This window comes from Shewanella sp. SW32, assembly GCF_025653365.1.
Taxonomy (GTDB): Bacteria; Pseudomonadota; Gammaproteobacteria; order Enterobacterales; family Shewanellaceae; genus Shewanella; species Shewanella oncorhynchi.
This window is the reverse complement of the sequence record NZ_JAKKSJ010000051.1, coordinates 1-21767: the sequence shown is the minus strand read 5'-3', so window position 1 is coordinate 21767 and position 21767 is coordinate 1. Positions and strand designations below refer to the sequence as shown.

General features: G+C 46.3%; 19 protein-coding genes and 2 pseudogenes. 13 read left to right on the top strand and 8 right to left on the bottom strand.

Features of this window, described 5'->3' with window-relative positions:
* The first annotated feature begins 161 nt into the window (after window positions 1-161).
* From L5M28_RS21475 to L5M28_RS21465, 3 genes are all read left to right on the top strand, one after another.
* Complete coding sequence (locus L5M28_RS21475) at window positions 162-662, top strand: glycine cleavage system protein R (protein WP_028760534.1); 501 nt, start codon at window positions 162-164, stop codon at window positions 660-662.
* Between the two features lie 461 nt (window positions 663-1123).
* Window positions 1124-1777, top strand: coding sequence for a DedA family protein (locus L5M28_RS21470; protein WP_168823092.1), 654 nt, complete (start codon window positions 1124-1126; stop codon window positions 1775-1777).
* A 173-nt stretch (window positions 1778-1950) separates the two neighbouring features.
* Window positions 1951-2772 (top strand): DUF2797 domain-containing protein, encoded by an 822-nt coding sequence (locus L5M28_RS21465; protein ID WP_105249677.1) that lies wholly within the window; start codon window positions 1951-1953, stop codon window positions 2770-2772.
* 248 nt (window positions 2773-3020) lie between these two features.
* Here L5M28_RS21465 and L5M28_RS21460 read toward each other — a convergent pair whose 3' ends face one another.
* Window positions 3021-3704 carry a DUF4136 domain-containing protein gene (locus L5M28_RS21460; RefSeq protein ID WP_263220957.1) on the bottom strand — a complete coding sequence of 228 codons (684 nt, stop codon included), beginning with the start codon at window positions 3702-3704 and terminating at the stop codon, window positions 3021-3023.
* Window positions 3705-4103: 399 nt separating this feature from the next.
* Here L5M28_RS21460 and L5M28_RS21455 point away from each other — a divergent pair, with 399 nt between their 5' ends.
* Both L5M28_RS21455 and L5M28_RS21450 read left to right on the top strand, forming a co-directional pair.
* Window positions 4104-4697, top strand: a complete 594-nt coding sequence (locus L5M28_RS21455) for a LysE family translocator (protein ID WP_113938904.1) — start codon at window positions 4104-4106, stop codon at window positions 4695-4697.
* 26 nt (window positions 4698-4723) lie between these two features.
* Window positions 4724-5272, top strand: a complete 549-nt coding sequence (locus L5M28_RS21450) for a DUF1415 domain-containing protein (RefSeq protein WP_263204376.1) — start codon at window positions 4724-4726, stop codon at window positions 5270-5272.
* A 300-nt stretch (window positions 5273-5572) separates the two neighbouring features.
* Here L5M28_RS21450 and L5M28_RS21445 read toward each other — a convergent pair whose 3' ends face one another.
* The 7 genes from L5M28_RS21445 to L5M28_RS21415 form a co-directional block, all read right to left on the bottom strand.
* Window positions 5573-6475: a cell division protein gene (locus tag L5M28_RS21445; protein ID WP_107946996.1), complete on the bottom strand. Its 903-nt coding sequence runs from the start codon at window positions 6473-6475 to the stop codon at window positions 5573-5575.
* A 406-nt stretch (window positions 6476-6881) separates the two neighbouring features.
* Complete coding sequence (locus L5M28_RS21440; protein WP_263204375.1) at window positions 6882-8171, bottom strand: acetyl-CoA hydrolase/transferase family protein; 1290 nt, start codon at window positions 8169-8171, stop codon at window positions 6882-6884.
* A 169-nt stretch (window positions 8172-8340) separates the two neighbouring features.
* Complete coding sequence (locus L5M28_RS21435) at window positions 8341-9477, bottom strand: ABC transporter permease (RefSeq protein WP_263204374.1); 1137 nt, start codon at window positions 9475-9477, stop codon at window positions 8341-8343.
* Window positions 9467-10423, bottom strand: coding sequence for an ATP-binding cassette domain-containing protein (locus L5M28_RS21430; RefSeq protein ID WP_263204373.1), 957 nt, complete (start codon window positions 10421-10423; stop codon window positions 9467-9469). Before L5M28_RS21430 ends, L5M28_RS21435 begins: the two co-directional genes overlap by 11 nt.
* Window positions 10420-11430 carry an HlyD family secretion protein gene (locus tag L5M28_RS21425; RefSeq protein ID WP_263204372.1) on the bottom strand — a complete coding sequence of 337 codons (1011 nt, stop codon included), beginning with the start codon at window positions 11428-11430 and terminating at the stop codon, window positions 10420-10422. Before L5M28_RS21425 ends, L5M28_RS21430 begins: the two co-directional genes overlap by 4 nt.
* Complete coding sequence (locus L5M28_RS21420) at window positions 11430-12131, bottom strand: TetR/AcrR family transcriptional regulator (RefSeq protein ID WP_263204371.1); 702 nt, start codon at window positions 12129-12131, stop codon at window positions 11430-11432. Before L5M28_RS21420 ends, L5M28_RS21425 begins: the two co-directional genes overlap by 1 nt.
* Window positions 12132-12316: 185 nt before the next feature.
* Window positions 12317-12664 (bottom strand): hypothetical protein, encoded by a 348-nt coding sequence (locus tag L5M28_RS21415; protein WP_113938914.1) that lies wholly within the window; start codon window positions 12662-12664, stop codon window positions 12317-12319.
* A gap of 793 nt (window positions 12665-13457) precedes the next feature.
* On the opposite strand from L5M28_RS21415, the gene L5M28_RS21410 reads away from it, so the two are divergent.
* The 8 genes and pseudogenes from L5M28_RS21410 to L5M28_RS21375 all read left to right on the top strand — a co-directional run.
* Window positions 13458-14315 carry a hypothetical protein gene (locus L5M28_RS21410; RefSeq protein ID WP_113938915.1) on the top strand — a complete coding sequence of 286 codons (858 nt, stop codon included), beginning with the start codon at window positions 13458-13460 and terminating at the stop codon, window positions 14313-14315.
* An 11-nt stretch (window positions 14316-14326) separates the two neighbouring features.
* Window positions 14327-15655 carry a DUF4785 domain-containing protein gene (locus L5M28_RS21405; RefSeq protein WP_219250210.1) on the top strand — a complete coding sequence of 443 codons (1329 nt, stop codon included), beginning with the start codon at window positions 14327-14329 and terminating at the stop codon, window positions 15653-15655.
* A 431-nt stretch (window positions 15656-16086) separates the two neighbouring features.
* Complete coding sequence (locus L5M28_RS21400; RefSeq protein ID WP_263198449.1) at window positions 16087-19296, top strand: winged helix-turn-helix domain-containing protein; 3210 nt, start codon at window positions 16087-16089, stop codon at window positions 19294-19296.
* Between the two features lie 36 nt (window positions 19297-19332).
* Complete coding sequence (locus L5M28_RS21395) at window positions 19333-19707, top strand: DP-EP family protein (protein ID WP_168823123.1); 375 nt, start codon at window positions 19333-19335, stop codon at window positions 19705-19707.
* A gap of 195 nt (window positions 19708-19902) precedes the next feature.
* A complete protein-coding gene (locus L5M28_RS21390) occupies window positions 19903-20085 on the top strand; it encodes a hypothetical protein (RefSeq protein WP_371135022.1) in 183 nt (60 codons plus the stop codon).
* Between the two features lie 255 nt (window positions 20086-20340).
* Window positions 20341-20862, top strand: a pseudogene (locus tag L5M28_RS21385) (PAS domain S-box protein); the annotation flags it as partial.
* A gap of 86 nt (window positions 20863-20948) precedes the next feature.
* Window positions 20949-21521, top strand: a pseudogene (locus tag L5M28_RS21380) (transposase); the annotation flags it as partial.
* A 104-nt stretch (window positions 21522-21625) separates the two neighbouring features.
* The coding region (locus L5M28_RS21375; RefSeq protein ID WP_263203336.1) for a transposase at window positions 21626-21767 on the top strand (142 nt) is incomplete at its 3' end.

Sequence of the window (21767 nt, the reverse complement as noted above, 5' to 3'; positions counted from 1 at the left end):
TAGGATTTGCCGAGTGCTATGCTTACACTGTTTGAACGTAAACTGAGCAATAACAACATCCTTTATTCTAAGTGCGTTGGATTATATGACGCAAAGATGACAGTTGTGTTACACCCCGTTTTAAAACAGGTGCCTTTTACAAAAAATAGGAGTCAGTCACTATGCTACGATACTTAATCACACTACAAGCACCTGATAGAAAAGGATTAGTAGAACAAATCGCCCATGCTGTAAGTCGTCATGGCGGCAACTGGCTCGACTCAGAATTACGCCATATTGACGGTGTCTTTGCCGCGATATTGTTACTCGAAGTGCCGTCACTGCGCATGGACGAGCTCATTGAGGCCCTAGAATGCATCGATAGCCTGTCCCTCACCTACTCCAAAACCTCGGTCGCCCTTAAGCCCATCAAACGCTTAAGTTACAACCTAGTGGCCTATGACAGACCCGGACTCGTGCTCGATATATCCAATAAAATCAATGCAATTGGCATCAATATCGAGCAGTTTAGTAGTCAATATGAAACCGCAGGCCACACAGGTATAGCACTCTTTCGGGCCACCATTGGCCTTGGACTCACAGATCTCGCCCAAGAAGATCAACTGGTAGAATCCCTCTATGCTCTTGGGGATGATCTCGTGCTCGATAGATTAAGCCGTTAATTTTGTTAACTTTTACTGAGATGTAACACTTGGCACGCCAACACATTTAGAGAGTGCACTCGCAATGGCACTTTCAAACAGCACTTAAAGTGCGCTTAAAAACAATGCTTAAAAACCGACATTCGCAGCAAGGTGTTCAAATTAAGTTAAGCCAGTACAATCAATACTGGATAGTTGGAATGCGCATAGGAATCTGGCAAATGGGTTTGTAAGTTGATGTCATCATTTAAAATTTATTAACCCTATAATAATGCTTAATATTTTTACTATAAAAAGCCCACAAAACCCGATTACTGAACCATAAACACACTAACACCAACAAAATTTAATGTTGTAACTGCCTTTCGATTCATGCTCCCTTGGTAGAATAACCCACGAAACACCATAGCTCAGGTTCAAAATTGCCGCTTTCGAGCTTTTCCATCTTTATGTTTTATCAATTATTTTAGGGAGTAGTACGTATGGAGCAGTTATACGAACTGGCCCAAGCCATGATACACAATGATCTGGCGGTTTTAGCCAATCCTAAAATCGCCCTCATGGTCAGCGCATTAATTTGTGGCTTTTTAGTGTTAGAAAATGGCTTTATTCCCACCGCATTTTTACCCGGAGATAGCCTACTCTTTCTCACTGGAGTGCTGATTTATCAAGATATTCTTCATATCGGTATTATGCCGTTATTGGTTCTAGCAACCTTTACAGGTACAGCTATAGGTTATTTACAGGGTCGATTTTTAGGGCATACCCAAATTTACCAAAAACTGCTGTCGAATATTGATATCAAACATCAGGAAAAAGCGACCCACCTTATTGATAACTATGGAGTGATAACCCTGCTACTCGCACGTTATATTCCTTTTGTTCGTACCGTTTACCCCTATATTTTAGGTGCAACGGGTATTTCTTCCCGTCGTTTTTTACTCATTAACTTCATCAGCTCAATGGTGTGGATTTTTTCCGTTGTTGGTTTTGGGTATCTCATTAGCCATACCCAATTAGCAACAAAATACCAAACACAATTTATGAGCATAATCATTTACTTACCAGTAGCCTTGCTTACTTTCGGTATTATTGCCTTAGTGTACAAATGGTTAAGTAAAACAAAAGAGGTTTAGGTGCACTCAGTCAATCGACTCACTTATCGACTTACTTATCGAAAAATCCTATCTAAACTGACTTGGATAATCTTGTATACTGACGGCCACGCAATGACGATATAACGAAAGCGTGCACTAGACCGCATGATGAGCGACTAAGCTGCACCAGAACGCAACACATTAGGATGACCATGTTAGGAACGCTAAAAAAGATGCGCGTGCAGTTAGATGACGCGCAACAAGTGCAATATCAACTCGTTGTCGGTGATGAGTTACTCCCGCTCAATCCATTGATAGGCAAGCAATTAACTTTGACCCACACGGGTAATATCTTCTGCTGCAACTGCGGTAAAAAGAGCAAGAAGAGTTACTCGCAGGGCCATTGTTTTGTCTGTATGCAAAAGCTGGCGAGTTGCGATATGTGCATCATGAAGCCGGAAACTTGTCATTACGACCAAGGCACTTGCCGCGAACCAGAGTGGGCCCAGAGCCACTGTTTTGTGCCGCATTATGTATATCTGTCGAATACTTCGGGCGTTAAAGTCGGCATTACCCGCCACACTCAACTGCCCACTCGTTGGATTGACCAAGGTGCTACCCAAGGTTTACCGATTTTTAAAGTCTCAACAAGGCAGCTCTCAGGCTTAGTCGAAGTAGAATTGGCAAAACTGGTTAATGATAAAACCCATTGGCAAGCCATGTTAAAAGGCCATGCCGACGATATTGATTTAAATGCTAAGGCTGCGGAACTGATCCCACAAATTGAGGCTAAGTTACACGAAATCGGCATGCAAAAAGGCGATTACAGTATCGAGCGTTTGCACGAAACGATTCAGCCAATTCATTATCCAATTGACACCTTTCCGAAAAAGATCACTTCGCACAATTTCGATAAAGATGTGGTCGTCAGCGGAATTTTGCAGGGGATAAAGGGGCAGTATTTAATGTTTGATACGGGCGTGATTAACATTCGTAAGTTTTCATCCTACGAGATCACAGTCGAGCACGACTGAAACAGTCTGAAATCAAAATGGAACCTCCCTCCATTAAAATGAAAAAGCGCGGCAGTTTTCACTGTCGCGCCCTTTATTGAGATGGCTGTCACTAAAGTACCATGTCCCACAGTTCAAAAATGGGAGCTAGCACCACAAACATGGGACCAAGACACCTCAATTAAGCACTAATCCCGTTTATCTGGCGAATGCTCCAACCAAAATGCTGACTCAATTCACTTAGAACTGAACTAAAGCTCAAACGCTGACTAAGGAGCCACATTAACCGACGGCATATTGGCCAACATACTGGCAATGAGACTGTCGAAATTTTCGGTTAGCTCATCCATCTTTTTAATGTTGCCAAAACCTTGGGCAAGCACTCGCCAAATTGGCTCATCAACGCCCTGTATTTTAGTGGGTTTAAAGAGCGCTATCACCACGGTACCTTTGTCATACTTTTGGATATTCACACCGTCGGTTGACAGCCCAGCGACTAACCCTGTCACTGCCAAAATTTGTTCATCGCTCATTTCAGTTCCCATAGCGACGCCAAAGCCAACCTGAAAATCCGCCAGTAGTGGATCTTCGACCCAGCGATATCCCTTACTCTGCAAAGTTTGCTTTAATACGGCTTGCATGTGTTGCAACACTGGCTGCGGATCTAAGCGTTTATCTGTGATGATTTTTTGAAATTTAGGATGCCAAGTGAATGTCATTGCCGTTGACGGTAATTCACTGAGATCGCCAGACATCACGATTGTGGTTCGCAACGGCTGCGCCGCGTTATCCGTCACAGTCACGCACCCAGTAAGACCTAAAACGCTGCTAAAAAGCAGTATTAACACTCTCAAATACCGACTTAACACTCGGTCGGGAACCCAGCAAGGAACTCGACTGAACTGTCGATTTAGCACTCCACTTAGCTCACTATGTAATGATGGATTCATCATGCCCTGTTACCTCAATCTATAAAATGCTGTCTAAGGATAGTTGCTATTACTAAAACTGAAAGCTGATATCCATCATAGTGTTAAATCAGCATATTCCAATATATCTTGATATTCGTGCTAACACAGAGAACCATCAAACTCGCTAGCCTTATTCTCACGCCATTAATCCCATCGAGGCATGTACATATTTTGTTATTCTTTTTAGTTTATAAACTCGCTATGTCGTATAGGCGCGGCAACATTTAATCGCTAGAATGCCTCGCCTGCGTTGCAATCAAATGTCGCAATTATAAATAATAGCAACACAGTATTGCGTACCGTCTGATGAGTAAATCGCAGGCTCAATGCGGCAAATAATCACAATGCCATAAAACTAAAATAAAAGGTGTGGATCTATCTATGGAGTTAATACTCGCTATCGCGTTGTTTGCCTTTTCATCGGGGATCACCCCAGGGCCTAACAATATTATGCTGATGACCTCAGGGGTAAACTTTGGCGTAAAACGCAGTATTCCGCATCTTATGGGAATAAGCCTTGGCTTCCCGACGATGATCCTCGCGATAGGTTTGGGCTTGAGCGCCCTATTCCAAAGCTATCCTATCATCCATCAAGTGATTAAAGTCGTCGGCATAGGTTACCTTTTGTATCTGTCTTGGTTGATTGCCAACAGCAGTAGCAAGATGGAAGGCAAAGCCATTGCTAAACCCTTCAGTTTTATCCAAGCCGCGGCCTTTCAATGGGTCAACCCTAAGGGCTGGATCATGGCCGTGGGCGCGATTGCGACATTCACGTCAGTACAGCAGGATTTGACCCCGCAGGTCATCACTATCGCAACGGTATTTTTGTGCGTCGCATTTCCCTGCGCTATCGTCTGGCTCGGCTTTGGTGTAGCCCTTAAACGCATTTTAAAAAATGAGCGCCAACAGAAGATTTTTAATATCAGCATGGCGCTCTTGCTTGTGGCGTCTATCATCCCTATGATCGCCCCCTAATTTTTAAGCACGAGCAAACGACCGCCATGAACGAAATTGACATGATCACTCAACAAACCGACAACTGGGTGAAAAAAGTGATCATGAAATACAATATTTGCCCCTTCGCCAGACAAGAAGTCGAACGCGGCAGTATTCGGTATCTGGTGGTGGAACAAACTAAAGTCAAACTAGTACTCAAGGCATTGATCGAAGAATGCCAATACCTCGACGCCCACCCCGAATCCGAAACCACACTGTTTATTCTGCCCCGTGGTTTTGAGGGGTTTTATGCTTATCTCGACCTCATCGACATGGCAACCGATACGCTTATCGAACACGAGTACGAAGGCACTTACCAACTCGCCACCTTTCACCCAGACTATTGTTTCGATGGCGAACCACAGGACGGGGCAGCCAACTTCACCAACCGCGCGCCCTACCCAACCCTGCACATCATCCGCGAAGCCAGCATGGAGTTAGCCCTTGCTAACTACAACGATCCCGAAACCATCCCAGAGCGCAATATCGCCTTTTGCGAACGCAAAGGCAGCGACTTTTTCGTCAAACTGTTAGCAGAATGCATGGGGAAATAGCTTCGTTTCTTTAAACAACAGAGAGCAGTTATACAAAGCAAGACAGGATTTATTGGGCTGTTGACGTTATTCCAAGTTAGACATTAAGCACTATCATTCCAGTGACACGCCGTGAACTCGTCCATGAGGGCTCGACGACGGCATCCATGCCGCCAACGGTCACTTACATGCCAGTGCTTAATTCAGTTAACCTTTGCACATATCTTCGACCCAGCCAGAACAAATATTTAACCCAAATACACTGTCACTACCTTAACTCTTTGATCTTCTTATATAAACTTATCAATAACGGCTGACACATCAACAGCGGGTCGCATTCACACCACCCTTATTATTGTTAGACTTGTTCACTTCAATTTCAGCCATTGATTCACGTTCAAACTTAAGAGCTTCGGAACGATCACCGAGATACCGAGGTAGACAACCTAATGCCATAAAGCCACCTAAACTTTGTTCGTGATGACCGACAATTAAGCCGCCGTAACAATTATGCGCATGACAACCACTGAGCAAGGTTGCATTATTTGTAATCAAAATATTACTCGGCCTTACTAAAATCTCTACCCCATTTCTTAAAAATCGGCCTCGTTTTATAACAACTTTATTTGGTGGTTTGAAGTCTATCTCTATAAGTATCTTACGATGTGCCTCCCGAATTGAAAGCCTTGTACCAACTAGCTGGATATCCCATGGTGCAGTAGAGTAATAAAGCTGATTATTTTTAATATGAAGAACTGGTGCATTAAATTCATCAAAAATAACAAGATTTAAGAGTAAATGTCCATCCGCCATAACCAGCCCAATCAAGGGAGTACCATCTACGCTAATAGGTACCATTGCGGTTCCATATCCTTGATCCTCACATGTGAAGCTATTTCCGCCAATCTCAATTTCAGCAGTTTTTCCCGAAAAATGAAGGCAGTATGGTTTAGAAACGCCTTCACGAAGATTAAATGGATCTGAATCAGCATTGCGTACCATTTCTTTGGGCAGGAACCCACCCGTTTTTTCTCTATGGTGTTGATCGCACAATAGCGTTATTTCTTCAGCGACATGGCGCTTAACGCTAGCCCATTCCTCCATATGCTCATATTCATAGAGTGGCATTCCGCAGATAACACAACCGAAGCCACAACGTTGCCTAACCTCTCGTTGAATAGGGAGAGGTATATTCCTACTATTACAATCTTGATCCTTGGTCATTCAGATTCCTTTTTGAAGCTAACCTTTAATTGATGTACTGCACGTTTACCTTAACTAAACCAACAAAATGCACACGCTCAGCCTCCAAACCTGCAGCCTGAACATCAACCTTACAATATATGATTGATTTTAAATGCCGCTAAACTTAGCAATATTAATAAAAGTAAGCCCCAAAAATTTTCAAATGGTTAGCACCTCTATCAAATTAAAATTTTAACTATTCTTTAAACCGACTCAAAGATGATGATAAATATCAAATTTTATAATAAGAATCGAATGTAGTAGCTGACGTGACCTTCGATGACATGGATGTCATCGTAGAGCCGCCATGGATGGCTTCACGGCGTGTCACGGAAGCAACTGCACTCGATTTACAACAGGCAACGATTCAGATTCAAGCAATCACTCAAAGAAGTCTTAATCCCCACACCTCAAAGGCATCACGACTTAATTGTTCCCTAAAATCTGGGTGAGCGATGGCGATCAGCGCTTGTGCCCGTTCGCGCAGTGAACGGCCGCGTAGATTGGCGGCGCCGTATTCGGTCACAATGTAATGCACATGGGCACGAGTGGTGACAACCCCTGCGCCAGGTGATAACACGCTTGCAATGCGAGAAAGCGTTCCCCCCGCGGCAGTGCTGGGCAGCGCAATCACAGAACGACCACCTTCAGATAACCCTGCTCCGCGGATGAAATCCATCTGGCCGCCAACACCTGAATAGATTTTAGTGCCAATGGAATCGGCACACACTTGGCCTGAAAGGTCGACCTGCAGCGCCGAGTTAATCGCCATCACATTGGGATTTTTACGGATAATGGCCGTGTCGTTAACTTGTTCTATGTCCATAAAGATGACCGCAGGATTATCATCAACATAGTCGTATAATTTCTGGCTACCCAGGGCGAAACCAGTGACGAGTTTTCCCGGATAAAAACGCTTCTTGCTGTTGTTAATCACGCCCTTTTCAACCAGTTGCAATATACCGTCAGAAAATAGCTCAGTGTGGACGCCTAAGTCTTTATGTTCGGTTAAGCAAGACAGCACGGCATCAGGGATCGCACCTATACCCATTTGCAAACAATCGCCATTACGCACCAATTGGGCAACATTTTTACCGATCGCCAAGCTCACCGCATCCCCCGTCGCGAAGGAATGAATGGGTAACGCCGCGCTCTGCTCATACACAGCGGCAAAACGGTCGATATGGATAAAGCTGTCGCCATGGGTGCGCGGCATTTGTGGATTAATATGAGCGATGATCTTACCCGCGACTTGGCAAGCTGCGAGCGTTGCTTCAACCGAAATGCCTAAGGAACACATGCCATGCTTATCGGGTGGCGACACTTGGATAATTGCGGTATCAATTTTTTGCTCGCCGGAACGAAATAACTTAGGCACTTCAGACAGGAAAATCGGCACATAATCCGCGTCACCACTTTGCAGTAATGCCCGCGTTGGCAGCCCACCGAAAAAACATCGATGGCGTAAATGCCCCTGTAAACTGGGATGGCTTAAGGATTCGGCGCCTTCAGTATGTAACTGTAACAGGGTGAGATTTTCTTTGGTGAGAGCATGCTGCGCCAACGCATCTAATAAAATGCGCGGAGTAGCGCCCATGGAATGAGTCCACAGCGTCTCGCCGCTTTGAATTAAAGCAACCGCATCGAGCGCGCTATGACAAATGATTGGAGGCATAATGAATTCCCTTCGCTAAGCATGATGGCGGCAATCGCCCTAGCGGCAGTGTAAGGGATATCCTAATTAAGCAACATCGATTTCAATGGCTTAGCGCGACTGTTTACTGATAATTTGCGCTATATCAAAACTCGGCACTTTGCCCTTGATGATGAAACTCAGTACAGGGTTAATCCAAGCGCTTCGAAAATCTCATGCTGGCGATAAATAGCCCGACACAGGTAAAACCTATCATCCACAGGGCATCAAATTGCAGATCCATCACTTGGGCATCGCGCAGCACTATGGCCCGTGACATGCGCATAAAATGGGTTGCGGGTAAGGCTTCGGCAATCCATTGCGCCGCGATAGGCATGGCTTCGTAGGGGAACATAAATCCCGACAAGAGAATCGATGGAAGGAGAATAAATACCGTCATCTGCATCGATTGCAACTGGGTTTTCGCTATGGTCGAAATCACTAATCCTAAGGTTAAACTGGCGCAAATGAACAACATAGCGGCAAGGGCGATAGAATCAAGCCCGCCGCGAATGGGCACATCGAACAACAGATGCCCTGCGCTCAGGATAATGGTCACTTGCACAAAGCCAACCATCACATAGGGAACGATTTTACCCAGCATCAACTCGAGTGGCCGCACAGGCGTAGTGATCAAAAACTCCATATTGCCCTGCTCGCGCTCACGCACTATGGCGGCGGAAGTAAACATCACCATGGTCATAGTCAAAATCACCCCCAACAGACCGGGCACTATGTTGACCACAGAGCGTTGCTCGGGATTGAAATATTGCACCACTTCAAAACTCGGCATCGCCGTTTTTAGTGTTCTTCCTGCGACTTCATCCAGTGGCATTTGCCTTAGGCTACGAATAGTTGAAGCGACAACCGTATCTGAACCATCCACCAGCCATTGGCCAGCGGGTTGTGCGATATAGGATTGGGTTAAATATTGCTGACCCACAAAGCTTGGGTGACGCACTAAGCGCTCATCGAGATCGGCGGGCAAATACAGCACAGCTTTAACTTCGCCGCGAGTAATCGCCGCCTCAGCCTCGGCGGCACTTAAATATCGCTGCTTAAAATCTACGACCTGCGTTGCTTCCACCGCCTTAACCAGTGCGCGACTGTAGGCAGAATCACTCAAATTAACTAACCCAGCAGGCAGATGGCGAGCATCGGTATTGATCGCATAACCAAACAACATCAGTTGCACTAACGGGATCATGACTATCATGCCAAAGGTCATGCGATCCCGCGACAACTGCCGCAGCTCTTTGACCACAATCGCAAAAATCCTACGCCACATGGTCAGTCTCTCCCTTGGAAACCCCAGCCAAGCGCTCGCCAGTACAAGTGACAAACACATCTTCTAAGCTAGCGCGCACTTCTTCCATCGTCCGGCTGGCAACTCTTGGTTTAAGCCAAGCGAGCGGATCTTCAATATCGCTGCGCACTAACACCCGCAAACGACTGCCAATTTGCGCCGCCGACAATACCGCGGACTCGCTGATCAATGATTGTTTTAAAGTGCGTAAGTCGTCCCCTGATATCTCAACCACCCGAGCCCCCATCGCCGCCATCAGCTGCTGGGGTGAACCGTCGGCGCGTTTTATCCCCCGCTCTAAAATCGCAAGACCATGGCAACGCTCGGCCTCATCCATATAGTGAGTCGAGACCAGTATCGTGGTGCCTTGGGCACAGAGATCGAATAAGCGCTCCCAAAACTCGCGTCGATTTTCAGGATCGACCGCCGATGTCGGCTCATCGAGAAACAATAATTCGGGGTGATGTAAGGTCGCTGCCGCTAAGGCCAAACGCTGTTTCTGGCCACCACTCATGGAGCCCGCCATTTGTTTCTCGCGGCCGACTAAATCGTATAGCATGACTAACTCGGCTATCCGCAGCTTTGATGCTCGGCGGTTAAGGCCATAAATTTGCGCGACAAACTCTAAGTTTTCCCGCACCGAAAGATTGTCGTACAGGGAGAATTTTTGCGTCATATAACCAATGCGGCGGCGCAGTTTTTCCTCGGCGCCGGGTAAGGTTTCACCCAAAACACGAATATTCCCCGATGTGGGACTCAGCAACCCAGTTAACATGCGAATTGAAGTCGATTTTCCGCAGCCATTGGGGCCGAGAAACCCATAAATGGTCCCCTTGGGAATGGCGAGGTCGAGGTTTTCCACCGCATTGACGCCACCAAAGGCGCGGGTCATCCCTTGGGTCTCGATAGCAAAATCAGCGCTTTTCATGGCTGCTCCACTTTTTGCTGCACTCCTTGCAGCACATCGAGTTGCAGCACATCGAGTTCAACTTCTAATGCCATGCCAGTAGGTAGGTCCTGATCTGTGGCGGAAATAGTGATATCGGTCAAATACATCAGCCGCGCTCGATCACGTTCATTCAGCGCATAAAATGGCGTGTAAGCAGGTTGACTGCGGATATTGCGCACAGTGCCAGCAATCGGTATCTCGCGGCCATCCACAAGAATATTGACGCTATCACCCGCCTTCACTCTGTCTAACCAAGTCGCGGGCAGGTAAACCCGCACATAGGGATTATCGCTCGCCAGCAAACCAATCAACTGGGTGCCTGCGGCAATGCGATCACCGACTCGCCAAGGCAACGTATCGACAACGGCATCACGCGCCGCTACTAAGCTCAAGTCTGCTAAGGTTTTTTGTTCAAGTTCGACACTGGCGCGAGCTGCAGCCACCGCGGCTTTAGCTTGTTCAAGCTGCTCACTACGGGTGCCATTTTCTAGCAATCGCAGGCTTTGCTGCGCCTCAGCTTGTTTAGCGAAACTGGTATCCCGCGCCGCACGGGCCGTATCTAAATCCGCTTGGCTAAGTACTTTAGTGACAAATAAACGGTTTGTTCGTTCAAAGGCTCGCTGAGCCTCTTTCACGCTGGCATTTGCCCCGTCGAGCACGGCCTTGGCGCGTTCTATATCCTCTAAACGCGCACCTGTGACCGCCTCAGAAAGTTTAGCTTTAGCCTGTTCAAGCTCGGCTTGGCGCAGGGCAAGGCGCGCATTGGCTGAGGTTGTATCGAGCTGAATTAACACCTCACCCGCCTTAACCTGTTGACCTTCAACCACATTCACTTGAGTAATCAACTCACCTACGGGCGCGGTAAGTGTCAGCCTGTCCCGCTCGACAGTGCCAAGCACTCTGGGCGGCGCTTCGGTGCAGCCGACTAATAGCAAGATCACACAACCCACACTCACGTGCGTCAGAATTTTAAAATTCACACTCATTACGACTTCCTCGGTTCACGCAGTACACCTTGGGTAAAAACCTGCATATTGTGCAGCGCTAGACGCTGTAAACCATCAGCATCGGCACTAAAAAAGCCGAACTGACGCATTAACACCGGGGGCGCAATAAGCGGAAAAACCATCAGACTCACGAAACTGAGGCGTACTAAATCGGGATCTAATCCCTCCTTCAATAGCCCCGCATTGACTAATGTGGATTCGAGCCATTGCCGCGAGAGGGATAAAATTTGCTCAAAAACAGACAACATAATGCGATAGGGTTCTGAGCCATCGCCTTCCTGTAACACCCGTATAATCAACCGTGGCAATCCCGGATTAGGTGCCATAACGCGATAATATGTCTGCATAAGTTCACCCAAGTTGTTAGGGGCATCCGCAGCGGATATTTCGCGAAAACGCGCTAATACCGGCTCAAGGGTTTCCCGCACCATTTGTTCGAACAGGCCCGCTTTTGAACCAAAATAATAACGAATAAGTGCGGCATCAACCTCGGCTTCGCGGGCAATTTCACGGGTAGAAACGCTGGGATAACTGCGATGACTGAAGAGATTTAGGGCTGCGATAATTAAGCGTTGGCGGGCATCGGAATCCCCTTTCGGACGACCAGGAGTCTGCGGCTGTGATTCAGTTTGGGCGGTAAATGGCACAACCCCCTTTGGGCGACCGGGAATAAGCGACATGGCAAGCTCCAGCAAAATTCATCTATTGATGAATATACTGAAAAGCCGCGTAAAAAGGCAGCAGTTAAATTCCTCATTTTCATTGATATTGAGGAATTTAACCCACGGACTGCATGGTTAAAATTTAGATACCGTTCAATCGAAAAATTAAGCGGCCTTCTATTAAAGATTTATACAGTAAAAGCTTATGCGCCTTTCACTATCGCACTCAAACGGGTAATGAATTGCTGTACGGCTTCAACTGTGTCAAAACTAAAGGCAAGGCCATAGTGGGTTTCGGTCAAACTCTTATGTAAACGTTTGGGGAAACGTGTCATCTCGGCATTGTGGAAATAGTCGTATTTGGCATGCACACCTGCAATAGTGGCAAGTTCGCCGGAAAAGACTTCGAATGCGGGGCGAATAATCAAGTTTGGTGATTTACCGTCGAGGTGTAAATAGAAAGCCTCTTTGGTTTCTGGGAGCATGTATTCTGTAATGTTTTTTATGGTGAAATTAGTGCGACATTGCAGTCCACTTAAGCAACTCACCATCTTATTATGTTCTATCGCCAAACTTATTCTCCCGTGTTTGTTGTCTATTTAGATTAAACCTGCCCATATCGCGCTACTTTTTCTACTCCCAGTCAATCCATGGCTCAGATGACTGATTAAGATAAGAAGAATATCATCTCGGCAATGTTGGTTCTTATCCCGTTTATCCCACTTTACCTCAGCTCAGCCTAATCGGTTTAGTCTTTAAATGCACTAAAGTGATACCCATATCCCAGAGTAAATGGGCGAGTTTGAATTATTTGTCACAAAAAACCTTTATATACAGAATGATAAACTGATTAACTCAAACACTACGCGGGTGTCACAGAAAATTCTTTTGTGTAAGCAAATCGATATTTCAAACACGATAAAGCACAATTTAGTTTATTAGGTATTGCTTATCATCAGGTTACCAACCTTTAGTTTGACATTAAAACGAACCGTTCAAAATGCGACCCTGCGATTGCATTTTATAATGATTGTTTTACTTGCCAGCTTAAAATGTTGCGTCTAGGTTAATAAGCTTGAGTTAAGTCCTGTTGATAATGGCTAAGTTACGGCAATCACATTTGATGCCAACGTAAACTAGCGCATTCACGCTATCCCGTCGTATTCAGGCCTTAAGTCATGTTTTACCCAAAATGAGTAACCCGCGTTTAAGCGCCTATAAACCGAGCCATGCCAGCCGATTTCAAGCTTATTTACGGCAGATCCTGCATTAACTGACTTGCCCTAAACTGTCGCAACGGACTGGCGGCCACAATCAACAAGACCAACAACACGAGATATAGCCATGAAGATCAAAAAAGCCCTCATGCTCTTGGGTCTGTTCGCTGTCAGCCCAGTCACGTTAGCCGCAACCGGAGTCGCCTTTATCCATGGTACGGGTCACCAGACCAATGCCTTAGCCGATTACTGGACGCCCGAATTTGTTAACTCAGTGCGCCAAGGCATCCCAGTGCCAAACAATTACACAGTGATCAACTGCGACTTTGACCAATATATGTGGGAAGAAAGCGCCGCAGGTTGTCTGGCCACGCAGCTCAATAGCTTTATCCAAGCCAAAAATATCGACGACTTAATTCTGCTGACCCACTCCAATGGTGGCAACGTAGTGCGGTGGATTTTATCTAACCCAACGTGGGACAGCCGTTATCCTGCAGTGATCAACGCCACCTCAAAGGTTATCGCCATCGCGCCTTCCAGTGCTGGTACGCCGCTGGCCGATGCGGTGAACCAAGGTAATGTGTTCGAAACCAGCTTAGGCTGGCTCTTAGGCTATGGCAGCAATGCGGTGAAACAACAGCAAGTCGGTTGGATGGCAAACTACAACAACGCTTGGCTTAATGGCACAGCGGGTCGCCCATCGCTGGGTAAACCCTTCGAAGTCGTGGTGGGCTCAGATGTTGATTCCGCCATTTGGGACAGCGACAGTTACTGCGCGGGTTATCAATACCAAGTCGCGCTCGAAACCACCCAAAACTGGCTCGATAGCTGCTCCGACGGCTTCTTAAATTGCAGCTCACAAAAGGCGGCTGGCACTGTCTGGTTTACTGATAAACAAAAGACCCGTGGCCAAGAGCCCTTAAGCCATCAGCAGAGCCGCCGGGCGTGTTTCAACTTAGACACGCTGATCCGCAACCACATTTAAGGAGCACTAAGATGCACACACTCAGCAAACTTGCCAGTGTCTTGGCGCTAAGCGGACTGCTTGCAGCCTGCCAAGATGAAGCCACACCCATAGATCCCAAAACCAATGCCAGCCCAATGTACGCCAAAGGGTTAACCTTAGCCGCGCCGAGCGATACCGATTTAGTCGATAGCAATATTGCCAGCCCAACACTCACGCCCATCAACACCAGTACGGATTACATTAGCTTTATCACCCCGCTGTACGGTGAGTATCAAGCGAGTATGCTTAAGCTGGAGCAAGCCAGCCAAAGTGACGAGTATTGGGTCAATGTAACCGGCGCACAGCTTAATGCAGGCGTGGGCCTCACCATGAGCCAAGCGTCGAGCTTAGTGCGCATTGCACCTCGGGGCGATACCCGCTCTGGCGCCTTAATGCATGCAGAGGCTATTGCCCCTGAGCGCGTACAAATTCAGCGCGTTACCCCTAATCAGTCACCCCAAGGCAAAGCAGCCAACAGCAGTGGGATAAACACCAATGAGTCACTAGTTAAATCAATGGTCAACGCCGATGCTTTGGCTAGCGCAGGGTTAACCGATGATTCCAGTGCGCTGCAAATGTCGGCGAAGGCCACACCGGGCGAATATCGCCTGCAGGTCAGCCAGCCGTTAACACCGAGCGCCAGCTACTTAGTCAATGTGAAGGAAAAAGGCTCGCCCTATCAACTGAGCGTCAAAGCCCCCACTGCCATCGCGGCGGATGCACAAACCCTTGGGCTTGAACTCGCACTCAGCCAAAGTGATAACACCTTTGTGCCACAGGCAAAACTCAAGCAAGCCGATGGCAATATACAACTGCTGGCGATGGTAAAACAAGGGGAGACATGGCAAGCGGTGATCCCCGCGGGCGTCGCACTTTCGAGCAGCAATGCAGGTTTCAGTGAAATTGAAATCACAGTGCAAACCCAAGTCGATGGCCGACCTGTGCAGCGCACGGTCAAATCTGTCTTTAAGTCCTATGTCAATTCGGCGAGCATCAAGCCCGAAGTGCTCACGGTTTGGGATAAAGGCTTGCCTAACCAAATCAACTTTGAGTTAACTGTCGCCGAGGCGGGACGTTTTGGCTTAAGTGGCACGTTAACGGGCACCAGTGCCGAAGGTCAAAAGGTGGCGATTCTACGCACCCAAGCGGCCAATTGGCTGACCCCAGAGTCGCCGAAGTTAAAGCTGATGTTAGATCCTAAGCTTATCCAAGCCTCGGGTTTACAGCCGCCCTTCGAACTCAATGAATTAGAACTGCAAGATCAAGGTCAAATGGCCAGATTAAGCTATCAAGCCAAGGCACTAACCTTAACGCGCTAATTCAAAGGGACCAATGTTAAGGGGCTAACGTTAAGATACTTAGCTTAACGTGCTGATAAGTCAGGCTTGTTAGCCTTAAGTTCATCTCTAATACCAAGTGCCCAATCACGGGCACTTTTTATTGTTGATCTTTTGCAATCGACACCTAAAAGCCATCACCTTATTTAACATCTAGCGCAAAGCACAAACTGTTGACAGAAAAATGACAAGCTAAAGACTATTTACCACACCTCACCCTGATAAAATTTACATTGATTATCAAGGGTTATTCCTTTTAAATAACAATCATCAACGGCATAATGTCAAGGTCTTGACATCAGACCTTTGAATGACAAGCACAGATCTTTATAACAATACGTATAACAATAAGAGTGACTCACGGCGCAAGTTTTTACCGTGCCATGGTCAATACTCAATAAATGGACATCGTTATGAGTGACAGCACATTTTTCTTTGGTGAATGGCAAATCAATCCCAGCGCCAATAGTCTGCTCCTTGGCAAACAAGTCAAACAACTTGAACCCAAGGCGATGGATGTGCTGCTATTTCTCTGTCAACGGGCGGGCGAAGTCGTCAGCAGTGATGAAATAGTCAGCCACTGCTGGCCGGGGGTCGACACGGGCGACAATCCACTACACAAAATTATCAATCAGTTACGTAGAGCATTAGGCGATAGCGCCACCGAACCCACCTATATAGAAACCATACGCAAACGCGGCTATCGCACCTTAGCCGAAGTGCGTTTTCCTATCGGCCACGAAGCCACCGCCAGCCCGCAAAGTTGGCAAGGCGGCTCGCCCTTTCCGGGTCTGCAAGCCTATAGCGCTAACTATGCCGAGGTGTTTTTTGGTCGCAGTGAACAAATCAGCACTTTGCTTAACCGTATCAGCCAGCAAATCATCTATGGTCGTGCCTTCTGCCTGATCTTAGGTCCAAGTGGCAGCGGTAAATCTTCCCTGATTAATGCGGGTGTTGTGCCCAATTTAATGAAGGGCGACGGCTATAACGGCATTGGTGTCGCGTCATTCAGCAGCTTAGATTTTGCCGATGTGAGTAAAGGACAACTACTCACCGATCTTGCCAGTGCTATGCTCGACTGGGAAATCAACGACACTCCAGTATTCGAAGGCATGAGCGCTGAGACTCTGGCGATTCAACTCGTCGATGATATCCAAAGCGTGATCAACCAGTGCACCCAAGCGCTCAAGGCTAAACCTTTTTCCAATCCGTTTTTTGCCTTGTTTATCGACCGATTAGAAGTGTTGCTCTCATCACCGCTATTTAGCGATACCGAACGAACCCAGTTCATAGAATTATTGGAGCAACTCGCCACCTCTAAGGCCGTGATTATCATCAGTGCCTGTCGCAACGATTTTTATCCTTTATTGGTCAATTACCCAAGCTTAATGGCGGGTAAAGCCCGCGGCGCCCACTTTGACTTAGCGCCGCCAACACGCACTGAGCTATTACAAATGATCCGCCTGCCCGCAGTGGCTGCCAACTTAAGCTGGGAAGTTGACAGCGACACCGCGATGCCGCTCGACGAAATGCTCTGCAGCGATGCCGCCAGTAACCCAGATACGTTGCCCATGTTGCAATACACTCTGCAAGCCTTGTATTTGCAACGCAGCGCCGACGATAAGTTATTAGTCTCGGTTTATCATGCACTTGGCGGTATTGAAGGGGCGATTGGCAAAAATGCCGAGCAGGCGATTTCACACTTAAGTGATGCCGAAAAAGCCAGTCTGCCGCGGATTTTATCCCTGCTAGTGACCCTACGCGAAGATGAAAAGTCCATCACCAGCCGCACCGCTCGCTGGTCGCAACTGCAAAGCACCGCCGAAACCGCCCTAGTGCAAGCCATGGTCGATAGCCGCTTATTCGTGTCGCATCTGCAAAATGGTGAACCCTGTTTTAGCATCGCCCACGAAGCACTTTTGCGCCGTTGGCCGCGGGCAACCGCTTGGATTAGCGAGCATAACGACAGCTTAAGCATTAAGAGTCGCCTACAGCATTTATCTAAGCGTTGGCTCAGCGAAGCCAAACACAGCGCTTATCTGCTCGCCGAAGGCAAGCCGTTAAAAGAGGCCCAAAGCCTCAGCCAAAATCCGTTATTCGATTTAGACGATCCCGAAACCGCCTTTATCGCAGCCTCCACCAAACGCGCCAATATGCTGCGCTGGACGAGGCGCGTAACCGTTGCCCTGTTGTGCGTCCTCACCTTAACCTCCGTCATTATGAGCGTTCGCAGCATAGAGGCCGAAAAACTCGCTCTGCAAAAACGCCTCGCCGCCGAAGATTTGCTCGGCTTTATGGTCGGTGACTTCGCCGACAAGATGCGCGGCATCGGCCGTATGGACTTACTCGATGGAATCAGCAATAAAGCACTGGAATATTTCAGTGATTTTTCCAATAAAGAGGATGATGCGCACTTAAGTTTTGATGCCCGTTTCCAACACGGCCAAACCTTAGAGGCCATGGGCGAAGTGGCCTATTCGCGCAATAAAATCGATGAAGCTCGCAGCGCATTACTCGCAGCGCAAGAAAAAATGCTGCCACTACTCGAATTGCAGCCGGAAAACTTAGCCCTACTGAAAACCCTAGGTGCCAATGCCTTTTGGTTAGGACAGCTTAAGTATGATGTGAGTGATTGGGCAGCATCACGCCCTTTTTTCGAGCAATACTTGGCCTATAGCCAAACCATGTACGCCCTTGCGCCAGAGGATAAAGATGCGCTGATGGAGCTGTCTTATGCCCATAACACTTTGGGCTCAGTTTCGATGAAACAGCAGGAATTTGCCAAAGCGCAGCAAGATTTTGAAGAGTCGCTAAGGCTTAAATTGCTGGCTTTGGCAAAAGCGCCTGAGGATAGTCAGTTGATTGCGGATGTGGCGGATACTCGTTCTTGGTTAGCCAGTGCATTAACCTCACTTGGCGATATAGATACGGCAATCAAATTTCAAGAAGAAACACAGGACCAATTATTAAACTCGCCAAATCAAAATGACGCTTATATGCGCGATAGACTAGCGAGCACTTTAGGCAGGTTAGCAGAGCTACTGGAATATAAAGGTGATCTTGTTTCTGGGCTCGATAAGCTATTATTAGCACAAAATATTATAGAGAAATCGCTAGCCTTGGATTCTGAAAACGAAGTTTGGAAAAGAGACTTATTTCATGTCCGTACCAAAATATTTCATTTAAACAGTTTAGTTAATGACTTTAGAGTAAAAGAAACATCTCAATCTCTTTTAGACACTCTGGACACTGAATTTAATTCAACCAGTGAAGTTAAAAGAGAATATTTACGCGCCAATGCCCTTTTAGCAATCGCAAATAAAAATATAAGCAATCATGAAATTAGCCAAAATCATGAAGAAATAGCAGAGTCTAATGTTATTTTTATAAAACTAACCAATAAATTCCCAGATGAGAAAGATTATCTCATTGGACTTGTAAAAACTAATTTAACAATCGCTAAAATTAATTTTGCAATGGGGAATAAAAATGCTAACTTTGAGTTATGCAACACAGCAAATAAACTATTGCAACCTTTAATAGAGAAAGATAAAAATCCTCAAATAATAAAGCCATACTTAGAATCTGAAGACTGTCTTGAAAAAATAAAACCGAACAAATAACACAATCAATAACTGTACTTAAAAAAGGATAATCAAATGATAACACCACAAGGTACCGCTCAATTTATTAAAGTCAATGTTAATCTAGAAAATGGTGAACCTGTATTTATCTATACCGATGCCAACGGTCAACAATGCCAAGGTGATATCACCGTCACTCAAGCTGGTACTGTAACCTACCTGCTAAATGACCAAACAGGTAAAGGTTTAAAATTTGTCGGTGTAGGCTTTGTGACTCCATTTGATGAAATAGTCGATGCCGTTACCATTAGCAGCGATGGTATGTTAGTACAACTTGTTGACCTCGATAGAACTCCAGGTACCACTAAGTTCCAATTTGTATTAAGTAATACAACTAATACCTTACTAATACTAAGTCCTGATCCGCAGATTATTAACAAACCTAATTAATTTAAAAGATTAAATCGGGGACAGCTTACCCTGTCCCTTCTTTTATTGACCCAATAATTTTTTTTCACAATTCTTTCAGGACAGCCAATTCTTTCAGGACAGCGGCAAAAGCGGGGACAGCCATGTCTTTTTGTGCTTTGTCCCCTCTTATACTAGCCTTTACATTATCTTGATTGCGTCTGTTTGGAGCGGATGATGACCTCGGCCAGAAGAATGCTTATCGATGCTAATACAACGCCCTTCTATCATGTGATAAATCGCTGTGTCAGAAGGGCTTTTCTGTGCGGTGAGGATAAACTCACAGGCCGCAGTTATGAGCATAGACGTGGCTGGATTGTTGATAAAATCAAAGCATTATCCACCATCTTTAGACACTAAAATCCTTTGCGTTTGCCGCTTAATACCCAAAAATCCACTCATGGGTGCCACTCTTTTAACTTAGCCATGCCCCAAAACCTCGTACGTTTCAGCTAAACCTGAGAATTTACCGCGAGAAGAGTAAATTTAAAACCTTTATAAACAATAGATTAAAGCGGAAGGTAAGCAGAAGGTATCTTTTCTTTGCGAAGAATAAAGTCATCATCAGAAAAGCGCTTAGCGCAGATGACATTAGGTTCACGGAGAATGATAACAATGACAAGCTCACCTAAACAGACTCGCTCACAACATCCATTATCACTTGTGGGTGAAGGCAATGGCTCACAGTGCACTGCACAGCAAGGCTTGGTCGAGCCCGCATTGCCGTTAACCTTCTTCGAACATGCCTCGATTGAAACGATTCAACAGTTTATTCAGCATCTGACTGAACCGGTGATTATCGTCAATGCCCAAGGTTACATTTACTTTAGCAATAGCAAAGGTGCTGACTTACTGACGTGCCCGCAGGCCAGTTTGAAGGGACAAGATTGGCGCAACTTTTTGACCGAACACCATCAAGCTCGCTACGACAATCTGCTGAGCAATGATATTAAATTAGGCAAAAATTGCGGTATTCCAGTGCAGCACTGCGCCGAAGAAATCACCCTCATTACTGCCTCAGGCAAAGCAAAAGATGTTGAGCTCTCCATTTCCTACATCCCCAGCCATGAACCTCTGTTTGTGATGATGATGCACGATTTAACGCAGCACAAAGCGGAAAATCAAAAGCTAGGGAAAAGCGGGGACAGCCATGTCTTTTTGTGCTTTGTTCCCTCTTATACTAGCCTTTACATTATCTTGATTGCGTCTGTTTGGAGCGGATGATGACCTCGGCCAGAAGAATGCTTATCGATGCCAATACAACGCCCTTCTATCATGTGATAAATCGCTGTGTCAGAAGGGCTTTTCTGTGCGGTGAGGATAAACTCACAGGCCGCAGTTATGAGCATAGACGTGGCTGGATTGTCGATAAAATCAAAGCATTATCCACCATCTTTTGTATCGACATTTGCGCCTATGCAGTGATGAACAACCATTACCATTTAATACTTAAAATTGATGTTGAGGAAGCAAAAACCTTAAGCCCAAAAGAGGTTATCAGCCGGTGGTGTCAAATAACTAAAGGCCATACTGTCGCAACTAAGTATATGAATGGTGAAGCCTTAATTGACGGTGAACGCATTCTGCTCGATGGGTTAATTACCGAATGGCATGAACGTTTATCCAGCATATCTTGGTTTATGCGCTGCCTGAACGAAGAGATTGCCCGTAAAGCAAATCGAGAAGATGAGTGTAAAGGCGCGTTCTGGGAAGGCCGTTTCAAATCCCAAGCTTTGCTAGATGAGCAAGCCTTACTGGCTTGTATGATCTACGTGGATTTAAACCCTATTCGAGCCTGTCTCTTCTACACAAATCCCTCGGTTTGCCCCGGGGGATTTTTTTGAACCATTTTTAATTAACCTGATCTGATCCTGACCTTTTGTTTCAGATACCACATGCCATGTTTTTAAGTGAACCATCACTCTGGGCACAGAGCATTTTTCAGCGCGCACAATTAGGGGATGTACGAAGGACCAAACGGCTTGTACAGTTGGCGGCTCAACTTGCAGCTCATACAGGACAATCTATCGTGCAATCTCTTT

Excerpts from the sequence above, each read along its gene's own strand:
- L5M28_RS21475 (WP_028760534.1), top strand. The coding sequence starts at position 162 with ATGCTACGATACTTAATCACACTACAAGCACCTGATAGAAAAGGATTA.
- L5M28_RS21470 (WP_168823092.1), top strand. The coding sequence starts at position 1,124 with ATGGAGCAGTTATACGAACTGGCCCAAGCCATGATACACAATGATCTG.
- L5M28_RS21465 (WP_105249677.1), top strand. The coding sequence starts at position 1,951 with ATGTTAGGAACGCTAAAAAAGATGCGCGTGCAGTTAGATGACGCGCAA.
- L5M28_RS21460 (WP_263220957.1), bottom strand. The coding sequence starts at position 3,704 with ATGATGAATCCATCATTACATAGTGAGCTAAGTGGAGTGCTAAATCGA.
- L5M28_RS21455 (WP_113938904.1), top strand. The coding sequence starts at position 4,104 with ATGGAGTTAATACTCGCTATCGCGTTGTTTGCCTTTTCATCGGGGATC.
- L5M28_RS21450 (WP_263204376.1), top strand. The coding sequence starts at position 4,724 with ATGAACGAAATTGACATGATCACTCAACAAACCGACAACTGGGTGAAA.
- L5M28_RS21445 (WP_107946996.1), bottom strand. The coding sequence starts at position 6,475 with ATGACCAAGGATCAAGATTGTAATAGTAGGAATATACCTCTCCCTATT.
- L5M28_RS21440 (WP_263204375.1), bottom strand. The coding sequence starts at position 8,171 with ATGCCTCCAATCATTTGTCATAGCGCGCTCGATGCGGTTGCTTTAATT.
- L5M28_RS21435 (WP_263204374.1), bottom strand. The coding sequence starts at position 9,477 with ATGTGGCGTAGGATTTTTGCGATTGTGGTCAAAGAGCTGCGGCAGTTG.
- L5M28_RS21430 (WP_263204373.1), bottom strand. The coding sequence starts at position 10,423 with ATGAAAAGCGCTGATTTTGCTATCGAGACCCAAGGGATGACCCGCGCC.
- L5M28_RS21425 (WP_263204372.1), bottom strand. The coding sequence starts at position 11,430 with ATGAGTGTGAATTTTAAAATTCTGACGCACGTGAGTGTGGGTTGTGTG.
- L5M28_RS21420 (WP_263204371.1), bottom strand. The coding sequence starts at position 12,131 with ATGTCGCTTATTCCCGGTCGCCCAAAGGGGGTTGTGCCATTTACCGCC.
- L5M28_RS21415 (WP_113938914.1), bottom strand. The coding sequence starts at position 12,664 with ATGGTGAGTTGCTTAAGTGGACTGCAATGTCGCACTAATTTCACCATA.
- L5M28_RS21410 (WP_113938915.1), top strand. The coding sequence starts at position 13,458 with ATGAAGATCAAAAAAGCCCTCATGCTCTTGGGTCTGTTCGCTGTCAGC.
- L5M28_RS21405 (WP_219250210.1), top strand. The coding sequence starts at position 14,327 with ATGCACACACTCAGCAAACTTGCCAGTGTCTTGGCGCTAAGCGGACTG.
- L5M28_RS21400 (WP_263198449.1), top strand. The coding sequence starts at position 16,087 with ATGAGTGACAGCACATTTTTCTTTGGTGAATGGCAAATCAATCCCAGC.
- L5M28_RS21395 (WP_168823123.1), top strand. The coding sequence starts at position 19,333 with ATGATAACACCACAAGGTACCGCTCAATTTATTAAAGTCAATGTTAAT.
- L5M28_RS21390 (WP_371135022.1), top strand. The coding sequence starts at position 19,903 with ATGACCTCGGCCAGAAGAATGCTTATCGATGCTAATACAACGCCCTTC.